Source organism: Natroniella acetigena (assembly GCF_023227745.1).
Lineage (GTDB): Bacteria > Bacillota > Halanaerobiia > Halobacteroidales > Halobacteroidaceae > Natroniella > Natroniella acetigena.
The window spans coordinates 1-14,639 of the sequence record NZ_JALKBX010000017.1; the positions used below are offsets into that span (position 1 = coordinate 1).

The following is a 14,639-nucleotide window of genomic DNA, read 5'->3' on the forward strand; positions in this document are numbered from 1 at the left end:
CACTCACAGACGAAAGGGTGAGCAAACTGAGAACACAAACATCAACCTAAGTTAGAGCACCAGACTTCGACCCTACAGGCGAAATAGTGCTAGGATATTATGTATAAAAGTCAGAATTTTAATTTCAAATAGAATTATTTTTTTATCAATCAATTTAATAATTGACAAATTAATTTAATGTGTTATAATTTGATTAAGTAATTACTTAATCAAATTATCGGGAGGTGATTTTAAATGTGTGAGTCTAAATGCGAGCATCCTGAAAGGTTAAAAGGTAAGCCGAGTGAATGTTCTCCTGAACAGATAAAAAAGTGTCATGGTGAAGAAAAAGATCATTCTTGTAAGTCAGAGTAAAAATTCATTTAGGGTCTGCTTTATAAAGTAGACCCTAAATTATTATGTTAGGGAGGTTATAATTTTGCAAAATATAATAAGGGTAGAAAATTTGACAAAAAAATACGAAGAATTAATTGCTGTTAATGATATAAGTTTTTCAGTAGAAAAAGGAGATATTTTTGGTTTTTTAGGTCCCAATGGAGCTGGTAAGACAACTACAGTTAGAATGTTAACAGGTGTTTTCCCATCTGATAATGGAGAAATATATTTAGCTGGTTATAATTTAAAAGATAATCCATTTCAAGCAAAGCAAAAAATTGGGGTAGTTCCAGAACTAGCTAATGCTTATTTAGATCTTACTGCTTTAGAAAATATTTTATTTATGGCTAATTTATATGGGTTATTGGGAAGTAAGGTTGAAAAGAAAGCAGAGGAGTTATTAAATACTTTTAATTTAGAAGATAGAATGAATGATAAGGTGAAAAAGTTTTCTAAAGGAATGCAACAAAGAGTTATTATTTGTATGGCATTAATTAATGATCCAGAAATTATATTTTTAGATGAACCGACTAGTGGATTAGATGTAGAGAGTAGAAGATTAATAAAAAATATAATTTTAGAATTAAATGATAAGGGAAAGACAATATTTTTAACGACTCATAATATTAATGAAGCAAATAGTCTTTGTAATAAGATTGCTATAATCAATAAAGGAAAAATTGCTGCCATTAATACTCCTGAGAATTTAAAACGAACTATTAAAAGCAGTCAATCTATTAGAGTTAGCTTTGATAAAGATATTGCTTTTAAATTTAAAGACTGGGATGTGGTTAATAAAGTGAAAAAAGAAGGAGATAAATATAGAATTTATACAGATACTCCAGATGAACTAATATTTAAATTAACTAATTTAGCTCGAAATCACAAAACTAAAATTAGGTCAATCAACACTTTAGATCCTAGTTTAGAAGATGTATTTATAAAATTAACAGGAGGAGATAAAACATGAGAAGTAGAATAATTAAATTAAAGCTAAAACAAATTTTTGCTATAGCTAAAAAGAATATGAAAATCTATTATTTTGAACCACCTGTTTTGATTTTTGGGCTGTTATTTCCAGCTTTTTTATTTTTAGCTTTTTACCAAGGGCGTCAAATGCCGATTGACGATTTATTTCCAGGTTTATTAGGGATTATTTTCTTTTTTGGTGGTTCATCCGTTGGTCCTTTTATAGTTCCATGGGAAACTAGAACTAAAACTCTAGAAAGGGTTCTTTGTGCTCCTATTTCTGTTTCAGTTTTAATTTTAGGTGATATAGTTGGAGGTTTTATTTTTGGTGTCATATTCTCTTCTCTAATTTTGATAATAGGTATGTTATTTTTTGAAATTACTATTAAAAGTATGGTTTTATTATTATTAGCGATTTTTATTTCTGCATTTTGCTTTGCTTCGTTGGGTACGATTTTTTCTGCTTTACCAACTGATAAGCCATCTAATGTGATGATGCTTTCTAATTTAATTCGCTTACCAATTATATTTATAAGTGGTGTATTTGTTCCAATTAATCAACTTTCAAGTATGGCAAAGTTAGTTGCTCCTTTATCTCCGGTAACTTATGTAACAGATTTAATGCGTTATCTTTTAATGCAAGAAAGTTATTTTTCTGTTACGTTAAACTTTACTATATTATCAATATTTAGTATTATATTATTTAGCTTATCAGTTTATTTCCATAGAAAAACTTTATTAAAAAGAATATGAGAGAAAATATGAATAATAAGACTCAGAAATGAATGGAGGTGGATAATTTGGAGAAAATAGTTTCAGATTTGAAAGCAATAGCGGATACAAATAGATTAAAAATATTATCATTATTCACTAGCGTTGCATCGTTTTTTATAAAAAGTTCTTGAAAAAATAAAACTCCTTTGATTAAATGCGACAACTTACTTGACAAACACCGAAATCAAAGGACCTTTACAATGTAAAATATTATGATAGTGCTTTTGATAGACTTCTTCTCGTTTTAAGGTGTCATGAAAGCTTTCAATATGAGAGTTTTCTTCAGGAGTATTAACAGCAATTCTTTCATGATCAATACCTAACTCTGTAATGTATTTTTGAAACTCTCTACTTCTAAACTGTGTACCATTATCATTTCTTAAAATTAAGTTATCAATATCGCATGAATTTATTGCTTCTTTTAAAGCTTTAAGTGCTTCCTTAATACGACATCTAAGACTTACATGATGACCTACTATTTCTCTAGTATAAACATCGATAATATCAAACCACTCTCATCTATATACATCTGAACCATATCCATCTCCCATAATTGATATGGTTTTTATGGTTTTCACGGACAGTCTTTCTTTCAACCCCTCGCTAAACCTTAAGCGATCTGTTATCATTCTGTAGCCTGCAAAAGAATATTTAGCACAGTATTCTTTTACAAGTTCAACAACTTCTTTTTCTCTAAGCTCAGCATCTTTTTGAGATTCACTTTGATTTCGGGCTTTTCTTAGGTCTTCACCAAATTTCATAGGTTTATCTAGACCAATAGTACAAAATAAGTGGGTAAAAGATTGTAGTACCCAAATTCTTTCTATGCCTTTGATAGAACGAATCTGATACTTATCCAATCCTAAAACTTGATTTTCCATCTCGAAAGAGAATTTCAATAGGCCAGCGCTTACTATAATATTCTAGAATTGTTACTGTATCTAATGAAACATCAGTGCTTAAGAAAGCTTTAAGTGAATTCTTTTGCTTAAAAGAATCTTTAGGTCAAGTTAAAATAACAACGAGTCAAACAAAGCATAGGATTTATTTGGTGGTACAGGCATAGATTCTGCAATATCCATAACAGCATCTATTTTACTCTGTTTTTGCTTATTAGAACGATGAAAACTTGCCTGTTCAATAGGTGATTTTGCCTGTGACGAAGGCTTAGTCTTTTGACAGATAGTATCATCATGAATAATAAAAAGTGGTCAATAGTAGTTCGATGGTTATCACTATATTCTGTAATATCTGTTGTTTTAGCAGAAAATTCTTTTGAAAGAGATGCTAATAGAAATTCTTTTATATGCTTTAAAGCTAGTTTAAAATAGTAAAAATCTAAATTATATTTATTAAAGAACTTGTTTACTAATTCTTTATCTGGTAGAATTAAGTTATCAGGCATTTTCAACATCCTTTCTGGCGAGAATTTTGTTATGGTAACTTTATTCTACACCAGAATACTGGGAATGTCCTGTTTTATTTTGCGATTGTAAATTTATGGATTGAAATTTGCTCGTTTATTGATAACTAATTAAATAGGAAAATTCTTTTACATCTTTTTCTGTTAAAAAACTTGTATTATATTCATAATTCTGCTATTATTATTCACAAGGGACACCTCTTTTATAGTATTGGTTGTAGATACTATTTTAACAGAAAAGAGGGTCCCTTTCATTGCTTCTCATTTACTTTTTATGGTTAATTAACATAGAGCTGTTTTGTTTTATTAATTTTTTAACGATACCTTTGTGTTTAGGAGGCAACTTTTGATTTTCCTTAGGTTTCTTTTTAGGTCTGCTATTGAGAGTGTCAATTTAGTTAGTGATTTTATTATTACCAGATTGACACATTAACAGATATGAACGAAAAAGATAGACTGGATCAAATGTTTTTTTGCCTTTAGGCTCATAGGTATGAAAAAGTATTTCACGAACAAGAGTTAAATTAGATAAAAAACTTTAAAATTGTTCATGAGAACGTTGTGTTTTAAACATGAAATCATCTCAATTTAAAGCAGTTATACTTTTATTGTGGTGATTGAGAGATAAATGTTAATTGAAAATTAATGCTCATTTCAAAAAAATGAGGGTGAGTGTAAATAGGTGTTCTTATAAAGAGTTATACTGTAAGGGTTTAATTTAGCTGAGAGCACTAATTTAGTAAACGGAGGTGATGTTAATGGATGGAAAACGTCGCAAAGATATAAAGCCTGGACTTAATGTTTCAGTTGTACAAAAACAAGATCAGCGTTCAGGAAAACTAACTGATGGTATTGTTAAGGATATTTTGACTAATTCTGCTACTCATCCCCATGGGATTAAGGTGCGCCTTAAAAGTGGAGTAGTTGGCAGAGTAAAAGAGATTAAGTCTTAAGGTTTGACTAAATGATGTTAATATTTTAATTTATAGTTTGTTAAAATTAAATGAAAGAATAATGAGAGAGTCCTAGCTAATAGCTAGGACTCTCTTTAAAGAGACTGCTTTGTATACAAAAATCTGATTTTATGAAAGAGTATCATCGGTGACTAATAATTTGGGAGCAGAATATTCTATTCCAAAGGCTCCCAATGGAGCAGTTAAAATTATTGATAATACTGCTAAAGCTAAAATCAACTCTCCTTGAGGAACACCTTCTGTCAGTGGCACAGCTCCTATTGCTGCTTGAACTGTGGCTTTCGGTAAATAAGATATTCCACAAAAGAACCTTTCTTTAAAATTAAGATAACTATTCGTTGTTGCTAGTAAGACTCCGATAATTCTAGCGGATAATCCAATGAAGATAATTAATGCTCCTATAGCACCTGCATTGTAAGCTACTTCTATCTGCACAGCAGCTCCGATCAAAACAAAAAGGAATATTTCAGCAGGAACCCATAAATTATTTAATACTTTTGAAAATTCATCTGCTAAGCTTTCATTCTTTTCTAGTAAAATATAACCGATTGTCATAACTGCTAATAGGCTAGCTACTCCTAAATAATTACCCAATACATTTGCTAAAATGGAAACTCCAATTAAGATAATTGTTTTGTGAGGTATTTTTAACGTATTATAAAGATCAAACAATTTAACTAAAATAATTCCTAGAATAATCCCTAATAAGATTCCACCAATTATTTTAATGGGGATCTGTGATAGATTGGCAATAAGGGAGGCTTCACCACTTCTATAGATACCCAAAAAGATACTAAAAACTGTAATAGCCAAGACGTCATCAATTGAAGCACTGGCTAAAATTAAAGTAGGTATTTCTTTTTCTTTTCCATAGTCTTGCTCCTTTAATTTTAACATTGAAGGAACAACAACTGCTGGAGATACTGCTGCTATAATAAAGGCGAGCATTCCAGCTTCAATCCAGTTGAAATCAAGAATATAGATCGCTAAAAAGGTGATAGTAGCTCCTTCAAATAATACAGGGATAAAGCTTAATTTAAAAGCAGTATTGCCAATCTTTTTTATGGTATTCTTACTAATCCCTAACCCTGCTCTAAGTAGAATAATAATCAGTGCTATCTCCCTAATGTCTTGAGATATATTTAATAAGCTATCATCTAATAGATAAAAGCCTGATGGTCCCAATAATATCCCTGTCAATAACATACCTATTAAAGGTGGTAAATTAAGCTTCTCAAAGATAAATCCTAAAATTAAACCAATGATTAAAATTAGTGAAATGCTGAATAACAATAAAACCCCTCCTAAGCAATAGTTAATTATAATGTATATATAATAATAATTACTGCACATTATATGTAAAATATAGTAAAAAGACAAGCTTTTATATTTTGTTTCCTGTGATAGAAGTTAAAGTTCACTCGCAAACCATTGTGGCGAATTTATTGTAGCAAGGGTTTCCCTTGCTAATGCCCTGTGTAAGATTAGATGGTGTTGACTTTTTTAATAAATCCTTATTCACCTGAGTAGTAGTAATTCTTTTTTTAGTAGTTAAATCAGACATTATTAACACTTCCTAAATTAATTATAACAATTAAACATGATTGTTTCAACTTGTTTAATTTTATTATGAAAATTTCTATATAGTTATAGGCTATATCAAGCGTATAGGTCTAAGGGAGTTTAAATTGAAACATCAAATGAAGGAATTAAAAGAAGAAAAGAAAGAATTAGTAGCTTAGAATGAGAGATTAAAGCACGAAATTAATTCAACTAATGAGCGAAGTGGGTAAAATTCTCCAGCTAATTATTTATCTGTAATTTTTTAAACTATTTTAAATAAAAATGAATTTTTAATAAAATTTTGCATACAATTAATAATAGAAATGAAAAAAACATAAGCTAAGTAATGGCAGTGGAAAATAATAAAAATATTTTGATAAATATCATTTTATTACAAAAAAACTATTGAAATTATATAGAATTAATTGTATAATATTAGCATAAGGAGATGATAAATTTAGTAATTTTTAATATAATTTTCTATAACTTATATATATTCATCACTTTACAATAAAATCAAATAAAAAATGCGACCAATCTCCTTTTTGATATAATATCTTTTAGTAAGAAGAATCAAGAAAAGAAAGGAGAATCAGTCGCATGAATATTATGTCGAATAATTAAAATAGTATTTATTCTATCATCAAAAGATTTTCTAATCATTATCGTGATCTTTTCACTAAGAAGCCTTTTAAGATGTTTTTTTGATTATAATTTCAATCATAACTTCTAATATGGTATTTAATGGTGCATCAGATTGAGTACTTTCATAAATCCATTGAACATATTCTATTTTACTATGAATTCTAACTTTTAAGATACTTTTACCAAATTTCATAGGTTAATTTAAGCTAATAGTACAGAGTAAATGAACTAAAGTTTGTAATACCCAGATTCTTTCTATGCCTTTAATCGCTCTAAATTGATAAGATCATAATTAAAGATTGAAATCAAGATCAAGTTTATTTACAGCTTTTCTTAAAAACAAAGCCAATAGCCCTCCAGCAAGTGCAGTTAGTAATTGAGGCAATTGCATCATCTTGGCTACAGGTGGTGGCACATCAATTAAGAAGTTTACTGCACTGGCTAAAACGAAGAATTTAGAAATTGCAGCTAATCCGATAGAAAAATACCCATTCTTTTTCCTAAGGAAGTAATAAACTGTTACTAATGTGATATTTCCTGCGATAATAAAAGGGATCATTGACCCTAACGGGGCAGGTAAAATCCCTCTTATAAAAGCAATCCAGGGAGTCAAACCGCCAATTAAGCTTCCTGTCATCCATCCTAGTGATGAAGCAGAGAAAAATAGCATCATATTAATTAGCGGACCAGTTATAAATTGTGGAAAACCAATGAATTGAATTACTAATGTTAAAGCTAATAAGATACCTGATCTAGCAAGCCATTTCGTATAGTTCGAGTTATTTTTACTCATACTCTTGCTCCTTTCATAAAGATGTGTATTTTTGATTCTTCTTTATTTAATATGGGTCTCTGACTAATGTTGTGAAGAAAAATATGTAAATTTTAAAAAATGAAAATGTATTTGCTAGGTTTTTCTCTAATTATTTAAGTAACCAAACCTAAAAAAAAGAGAAAGGAACCTAATAAATATAATTTTATAATATCACAAAATTACTTGATTTACCAGATCTAATTTCTTTTACCAGTTATAATTGCTATTGATTTATTAATTCTAGATGATTATATGTCTTTATAGCAGAATCTAAAAAGAAAGAGTAGGAATGTTCTAACTGTGGTTCTAGCACTGATAAAGTTTACGATCGAAGGTGGCAAAATATAAAGAATATTCCCATTAGAGAAAATTAAGTTATGATCAGACTTGAAAAGAAAAGATATTTCTGTTATAATTGTAATAGTAATCCACAAATACATAATTATATGGAGTAACTAATTTAGAAAATCTAAGAGATAGAGTATTTCTAGTTTTTATGTAAAGTGAAGATGAAAATAAAGTTTAAAACCCATTATAATTATTTTGCAATAATCGTTAATTACAATGAACTAAATTTTTCACAACATTAATTAAAGGCTTTATCTTTTTAACTATTTTTTAAAAATCAAAAATTTCAGAATAATATGATTATTAGATATTTTCATTTTTAGAATGAGTTTTATTTTTTATTTAATGATACTAGGTGGTAGATAATAAAATTATTTTTTGAATTTTAAAGGCTAAAGGGGGGAAGTTAATGGATTGTTGTACATGTAATGAAAGTGATAAAAGCAGACAAGAGTATTTGGCTCCTTTACAGACAATCTTAGATGGTTATGAAGGGAAAGAAAAGGATTTAATTCCAATTTTACAGGAGAGCCAAGAAGAATATGGTTATTTAGCTGAAGAAGTACTAAAAGAGATTGCCAGTAATTTAGATCTTTCTTTTGGGCAGGTTTATGGAGTGGTAACCTTTTATTCTCAATTCCATTTAGAACCACGAGGTGAAAATGTTATTAGGATTTGTATGGGAACTGCTTGCCATGTTAAAGGTGGAGATAAAATTTTAGATAAACTCAAAGAAGAATTAGAAATTGATGATGGTGAAACAACTGATGATTTAAAGTTTACTTTAGAAGCAGTTGCTTGCATAGGTGCTTGTGGGTTAGCACCAGTAATTATGATTAATGATAATACACATGGGCGATTGGTGCCCAAGGATATACCAGAAATTCTGACTCAATATGAATAAAGAAGTTTCTTTTGTTAGTAATATATTAAAGTTTGCGGTTGGCTAAATGAAAAAAATGGGGGTGAATTAGGTGGAATCATTAGCTGAATTACGTGAGTTAAAAGAAGAGGTTAAGGATCAACAGGCCGATGGAGATAAACCCGAAATTATTATTGGAATGGGAACTTGTGGAATTGCTGCTGGAGCAAGGAAGGTTTTAAAGGAAATATTAAATGAGATTGATAAGCGTGAGTTGGATGTAACTGTAAATCAGACAGGTTGTATTGCGATGTGTGAAAAAGAGCCATTAGTAGATGTTAGGCTGCCAGGGAAGAGTAGAATCACTTACGGGAATGTTGGTATTGATAATATAAGTAAAATCATCGTTGGCCATGTTGTAAATGGTAATATTGTAAATGAATTAGCTATTGCTAAACTCAATGATTAATTAGTCTTAAAGAGTCTTCTCAGTTGAAAGAAGATATTGGAAAAGTGAATATTTAGTCTGAGGATGTTTTGTAACTATTGATGGTTTAATTGTTTGTGGTTTTATGATTTTGAATCTAATTGACAATTGTCCCTACAGGTCTTTATCAAGACCCTTCGTGAAAACCATAGAAACCATATCAACTGTCAATTGTCAATTAGACGGGGTGCAGAGAAATTCAGTTATCTGCGAAGTACTGTAGTAACAGGTTTTAATTTAGCTGAGAGTACTATTAAGTAATTAAGGGGGGGTAGAATGGAAGAATCAACTTATAGATCACATTTATTAATTTGTTGTGGAACTGATTGTGTTTCTTCTGGATGTGAAGAAATAAAAAGTGCTTTGGAAGAAGAATTGGCTAATAATGATCTTGCTGATGAAGTTAAAGTGATTGAGACTGGGTGCCATGGTTTCTGTGAAAAGGGGCCGGTTATAATTGCTTATCCAGAAGGGGTTTGTTATTGTGAACTGGAACCATTCGATATGGCTGTGATAGTAAAAGAGCATATTTTAAATGGAAGAATTATAGATGAATTATTGTATCAAGAGCCATTGACTGAAGAAAGCATTTCCTCGTATAAAGAGCTTGATTTTTATAGTAAGCAGCAGCGAATTGCTCTAGCAAATTGCGGCTATATTGACCCGGAAGAGATTGATGATTATATTGCCAATGATGGCTATGAAGCATTGGGCAGAGTCTTAACTGAAATGACTTCCCAAGAAGTGATAGAAGAAGTAAAGGATGCTGGTTTAAGAGGTCGTGGCGGGGGTGGATTCCCTACGGGTTTAAAGTGGCAATTTGCACATGATGCAGAGAGTGATAAGAAGTATATTATCTGTAATGCAGATGAGGGTGATCCAGGGGCTTTTATGGATCGAAGTTTATTAGAAGGAGATCCCCATAGAATTATTGAGGGAATGATTATTGGCGGCTATGCGATTGGAGCAGATGAAGGATATATCTATGTACGGGCGGAGTATCCTTTGGCTATTGAGCGTCTACAGAAGGCTATTGACCAGGCTGAGGAGTATGGATTATTAGGAGAAGATATCTTTAGTAGTAGTTTTGATTTCAAATTACAGATTAAAGAAGGTGCGGGTGCTTTTGTCTGTGGTGAAGAAACAGCTTTAATGGCTTCAATTGAAGGTAAAAGAGGAATGCCTAATCCTAGACCGCCGTACCCAGCTCAAAAGGGGTTATGGGGCCAACCTTCAAATATCAATAACGTGGAGACTTATGCTAATATTCCTTATATTATGCTTAATGGTGCTGAAGACTTCAGTTCAATCGGAACAGAAGGAAGTGCAGGAACTAAAGTATTTGCTTTGACTGGTAATATTAATAATACTGGTTTAGCTGAAGTTCCAATGGGAATTACTATGCGGGAAATTATTTATGACGTTGCTGGTGGAATCAGTGATGGAAAAGAGTTTAAGGCTGTTCAAATCGGTGGGCCATCAGGCGGTTGTCTGCCAAAAGATAAGTTAGATTTACCAGTTGATTATGACTCCTTGATTGATGCAGGAGTAATGATGGGTTCTGGTGGATTAGTAGTTATGGATGAAGATATTTGTATGGTTGATGTAGCTCGCTTCTTCTTGGACTTTACCCAGAGTGAATCCTGTGGAAAGTGTACCCCATGCCGAGAAGGAACTAAGCGGATGTTAGAGATACTAGAACGAATTACTTTTGGGGAAGGTGAAGAAGGGGATATTGAATTATTAAAAGAGTTAAGTCAAAATATTAAAGATACTTCTTTATGTGGCTTAGGTCAGACAGCACCAAATCCTGTATTGAGTACTCTAGAATACTTTGAGGATGAATATAAAGCTCATATTTATGAACAGACTTGCCCAGGGGGGATTTGTCAGAATTTATTAGGGGATTATATAATTAATCAAGATTGTATTGGTTGCACGACCTGTATTGATACTTGCCCAGTTGATGCAGTTACTGGTGAAAAAGGGGAAGTTCATGAGATAGCTCTGGACTTATGTATTGCCTGTGGAACTTGTGTAGATGACTGTCCAGTAGATGCAATTGTACAAGAATAGATGAAGGAGGAGTGAAAAAATAATGGGGACTGTTAGTATAATAATAGATGGTCAGCAAGTTGAAGTTGAGCAAGAGGCTACCTTGCTAGAAGCAGCTTCTAAATTGGGAATTGAAATTCCAACATTGTGTTATCATCCAGATTTAACTTTGCATGGTTCTTGTCGTGTTTGTGTAGTGGAGAATGAAGAAACTGGAGATTTATTAGCTTCGTGTGTAACTCCTGTTACTGATGGGATGAAGATTTTAACCCATACTGCTAAGGTAAGAAGTGCTAGAAGAATTAATGTGGAGTTGTTATTAGCTAATCATCCTAATGATTGCTTAGGATGTGATAGAAATGGAACTTGTGAATTACAAGATATTGCTTTTGATTTAGGAATTACGGAGATTAGATTTGCAGGAGAAATGAAGGATTATCCAGTTGATGATACAGGGCCTGCTTTGAAAAAAGAACCTAACAAGTGTATCCTCTGTGGACGTTGTGTAAGAGTTTGTGAAGAGATACAAGGGGTTTTTGCACTTGATTTTACTGATCGAGGTTTTCAATCTGTTATAACGACAGCTTTTGATCATTCACATGCTGAAGTTAATTGTGCTAATTGTGGTCAATGTGCTACTGTTTGTCCCACAGGAGCAATTACTGAATTGAGATATCGAGAAAAGGTTTGGCAGGCAATAGAAGATGAAAGCAAGCATGTTATTGTACAGACTGCTCCTTCTATCCAATCTGCTATTGGAGAAGAGTTTGGGCTGGAGCCTGGAACGGTAGCTACTGGGAAATTAGCAGCTGCATTGAGAAGATTAGGTTTTGATAAAGTCTTTTCGACTGATTTTGCTGCTGATTTAACAATTATGGAAGAGGGTAATGAATTTATTAAAAAGCTTAAAGGTGACAAAGAGTTACCCCATATTACTTCCTGTTGTCCAGGGTGGGTTAAGTTTTGTGAGCATAATTATCATGATTTATTGGATAACTTGTCAACTGCTAAATCCCCAATGTCGATGTTTTCTTCAATTACTAAAAGTTACTATGCAGAGAAGATGGGGCTTGATCCTGAAGATATATATACTGTTGCAGTTATGCCTTGTACTGCCAAGAAGTTTGAGATGGAGCGGGAAGAATTGAAAGAAAATAGAGTACAGTCGACAGATGGAGTATTAACTACTCGTGAGTTGGCAAGAATGATTAAAGAAATGGGAGTTGATTTTGTTTCTCTGGAAGAAGAAGAATATGATCAAATGCTTGGTACTTCTACTGGTGCTGCTACTATTTTTGGTGCTACTGGTGGAGTTACAGAGGCGGCATTGAGGACTGTCAAAGAAAAAATTACTGGCGAGCCTTTGGATAGACTTGATTTAGGTTTTGAAGGAATTAATGAGGAAACAGTTAAAATTGGTGATCGGAATATTAAAGTAGCTATTGCCAATGGATTAGCCAATGCTACTGAAATTCTAGAAGGTGTTCGTGCTGGCAAGAGTGAATATGATTTTATTGAGATTATGGCTTGTCCGATGGGTTGTGTTGGGGGAGGAGGTCAACCACTTCCTACTAGTACTGAAATTAAGTGCAAGCGGGCTGAAGGTTTAAAGAGCATTGATAAAAGTGAGGCTATTCGTAAGTCACATGAGAATCCAGAAGTTAAGAAATTATATAATGATTATTTAGGTGAACCGTTGAGTGGATATTCTCATCATTTACTCCATACTGACTATCAACCTAGAGATAGAAACTAAAAAGTTACTAGCTAGTATTATTTTTGACTAAAAAAATCCAACTAAGAGCTGCCTTTGAAGTGGTGGCTTTTAGTTGGATTTTTAAATTTTTTAATAAAAATATTTAAAGTACTTGAAAAAAGCTACTAATTAAGTTATAATATAAGTAAATATTTATATAGATGAATATTAATATACTAAGTTAATGGAGTGCTTATATAAATGGAAATCAACACTAATTTTGTAGAGGTATTAGCTGAATTTTTAAAAAAAACAGGGGAAAAGAACCGCTTAAAGATTCTGTTATCAATTGAGCAAGGGGCTAAATCTGTATCTGAAATTATAGCAGAAACCGAACTGTCTCAACCTTTAGTATCATTTCATTTAAAAGTTTTACGTGAGGCAAATATCATAGAAAGTCAACGGGAAGGTACATTTGTTTATTATTCGTTGGTTAATCCGGATTTAATTGAACATATTATGATATTAGCAGAGCATTTGGATTATTTTGAGCTAGAAGATTAGTTTTAATAACTAAGTCTACTAGTAAAGCGATAGAAATCGCTAGTTATGCAACTGCAGAGATAAGGACATTATTTGAAGATTGGCTTGGAGCTATAGAAGAAGAAATAGTTGAGATTATTGAGGCTGAAGAAGAGATTAAACCAGCTCAAATTGCTGAGGAATTACAGATTAATGAGTAAAGTGTAAATTTCTTTGTTACTAGATTGGCTCAGCAGGGAAGAGTAAAAATTATTAGTGTACAGTTAGCTAATAATAAGTAATCTTAAATTGGGAGGCGATATTATTTATTTAGATAATGCAGCTACTTCTTATCCCAAGCCTGAGAGTGTTTATCAGGCAATGAATAATTATTTGCGTGATGCGGGAGTGAGTCCGGGTCGTGGAAGTTATAATCGGGCTGAAGAAGCAGAAAAAATAGTTGAAATGACCCGGAGTTTATTAGGCCAACTCTTTAACATTGAGCAGGCAAAGCAAATTATCTTTACCTCTAATGTTACAGAAGCATTAAATTTAGCTTTAAAGGGTTTAATAGAAGAAGGAGATCACATAATTACCAGCCAAATGGAACATAATGCAATGTGGCGTCCTTTGAAAGCGTTAGAAGAAAAAAGGGATATTGATTTAACAGTTATTTCTTGTCCAGAAGGAAAGCCCTTGTCGGCTAAAGATCTTGAAGAGGCTATAACGATCTGATACAAAGTTGGTTGCTTTAACCCATGCTTCTAATGTGACCGGAAGTATTATGCTGTTAAAGAAGATAGGAATGATCTGCCAAAACCATCAAATTCCTTTTTTAGTTGACACTGCTCAGACAGCAGGGGTCTATCCTATAGATGTAGAGGAATTGAATATTGATTTATTAGGCTTTACTGGACATAAAGGATTACTAGGGCCTACTGGGACTGGAGGACTTTATATTGCTCCTGATCTCAAACTCAGTCCTTTAAAAGAAGGGGGAACAGGTAGAGATTCAGTTTTAGAACATCAACCTGATTATTTACCTGAGCGTTTTGAAGTAGGTACTCAAAATACAGTAGGAATTGCCGGGTAATGTGGCACTTTTGTGCCACAGGAATCAGGAATTTGGAAC

General features: G+C 32.2%; 14 protein-coding genes and 1 pseudogene. 10 read left to right on the plus strand and 5 right to left on the minus strand.

What is annotated here, in order from left to right; genetic code table 11:
- Positions 1-418: 418 nt before the first annotated feature.
- The gene (locus tag MWH25_RS05650) at positions 419-1,345 is read left to right on the plus strand and encodes an ATP-binding cassette domain-containing protein (protein ID WP_248626664.1); all 927 of its coding nucleotides are present in this window, start codon (positions 419-421) and stop codon (positions 1,343-1,345) included.
- Positions 1,342-2,097: an ABC transporter permease gene (locus tag MWH25_RS05655; protein WP_248626666.1), complete on the plus strand. Its 756-nt coding sequence runs from the start codon at positions 1,342-1,344 to the stop codon at positions 2,095-2,097. Before MWH25_RS05650 ends, MWH25_RS05655 begins: the two co-directional genes overlap by 4 nt.
- A gap of 185 nt (positions 2,098-2,282) precedes the next feature.
- Here MWH25_RS05655 and MWH25_RS13120 read toward each other — a convergent pair whose 3' ends face one another.
- From MWH25_RS13120 to MWH25_RS05665, 3 genes and pseudogenes are all read right to left on the minus strand, one after another.
- Positions 2,283-2,621, minus strand: coding sequence for a DDE-type integrase/transposase/recombinase (locus MWH25_RS13120; RefSeq protein ID WP_428832797.1), 339 nt, complete (start codon positions 2,619-2,621; stop codon positions 2,283-2,285).
- A gap of 207 nt (positions 2,622-2,828) precedes the next feature.
- Positions 2,829-3,323: pseudogene (locus MWH25_RS13125) on the minus strand (transposase); the annotation flags it as partial.
- Positions 3,209-3,523: a hypothetical protein gene (locus MWH25_RS05665; RefSeq protein WP_248626670.1), complete on the minus strand. Its 315-nt coding sequence runs from the start codon at positions 3,521-3,523 to the stop codon at positions 3,209-3,211. The pseudogene MWH25_RS13125 and the gene MWH25_RS05665, both read right to left, overlap by 115 nt.
- Before the next feature lie 776 nt (positions 3,524-4,299).
- Here MWH25_RS05665 and MWH25_RS05670 point away from each other — a divergent pair.
- Positions 4,300-4,494, plus strand: coding sequence for a YwbE family protein (locus tag MWH25_RS05670; RefSeq protein ID WP_248626671.1), 195 nt, complete (start codon positions 4,300-4,302; stop codon positions 4,492-4,494).
- Positions 4,495-4,623: 129 nt separating this feature from the next.
- Here MWH25_RS05670 and MWH25_RS05675 read toward each other — a convergent pair whose 3' ends face one another.
- The gene (locus MWH25_RS05675) at positions 4,624-5,808 is read right to left on the minus strand and encodes a cation:proton antiporter (protein ID WP_248626672.1); all 1,185 of its coding nucleotides are present in this window, start codon (positions 5,806-5,808) and stop codon (positions 4,624-4,626) included.
- Positions 5,809-7,015: 1,207 nt separating this feature from the next.
- Positions 7,016-7,516 (minus strand): ECF transporter S component, encoded by a 501-nt coding sequence (locus MWH25_RS05680; protein WP_248626673.1) that lies wholly within the window; start codon positions 7,514-7,516, stop codon positions 7,016-7,018.
- A 778-nt stretch (positions 7,517-8,294) separates the two neighbouring features.
- On the opposite strand from MWH25_RS05680, the gene nuoE reads away from it, so the two are divergent.
- The 7 genes from nuoE to MWH25_RS12900 all read left to right on the plus strand — a co-directional run bounded on the left by nuoE (position 8,295) and on the right by MWH25_RS12900 (position 14,600).
- Positions 8,295-8,789, plus strand: a complete 495-nt coding sequence (gene nuoE, locus MWH25_RS05685) for an NADH-quinone oxidoreductase subunit NuoE (RefSeq protein WP_248626674.1) — start codon at positions 8,295-8,297, stop codon at positions 8,787-8,789.
- Between the two features lie 70 nt (positions 8,790-8,859).
- Positions 8,860-9,216: a (2Fe-2S) ferredoxin domain-containing protein gene (locus MWH25_RS05690; protein WP_248626675.1), complete on the plus strand. Its 357-nt coding sequence runs from the start codon at positions 8,860-8,862 to the stop codon at positions 9,214-9,216.
- Between the two features lie 294 nt (positions 9,217-9,510).
- Positions 9,511-11,310, plus strand: a complete 1,800-nt coding sequence (gene nuoF, locus MWH25_RS05695) for an NADH-quinone oxidoreductase subunit NuoF (RefSeq protein WP_248626676.1) — start codon at positions 9,511-9,513, stop codon at positions 11,308-11,310.
- A 22-nt stretch (positions 11,311-11,332) separates the two neighbouring features.
- Positions 11,333-13,045 (plus strand): NADH-dependent [FeFe] hydrogenase, group A6, encoded by a 1,713-nt coding sequence (locus MWH25_RS05700; RefSeq protein WP_248626677.1) that lies wholly within the window; start codon positions 11,333-11,335, stop codon positions 13,043-13,045.
- A 201-nt stretch (positions 13,046-13,246) separates the two neighbouring features.
- On the plus strand, positions 13,247-13,549 hold the full coding sequence (locus tag MWH25_RS05705) for an ArsR/SmtB family transcription factor (RefSeq protein ID WP_248626678.1): 303 nt from the start codon (positions 13,247-13,249) through the stop codon (positions 13,547-13,549).
- Between the two features lie 267 nt (positions 13,550-13,816).
- Positions 13,817-14,242 (plus strand): aminotransferase class V-fold PLP-dependent enzyme, encoded by a 426-nt coding sequence (locus MWH25_RS12895; protein ID WP_282706896.1) that lies wholly within the window; start codon positions 13,817-13,819, stop codon positions 14,240-14,242.
- Positions 14,243-14,249: 7 nt separating this feature from the next.
- Positions 14,250-14,600, plus strand: a complete 351-nt coding sequence (locus MWH25_RS12900; protein ID WP_282706897.1) for an aminotransferase class V-fold PLP-dependent enzyme — start codon at positions 14,250-14,252, stop codon at positions 14,598-14,600.
- The last annotated feature ends 39 nt before the right edge of the window (positions 14,601-14,639 follow it).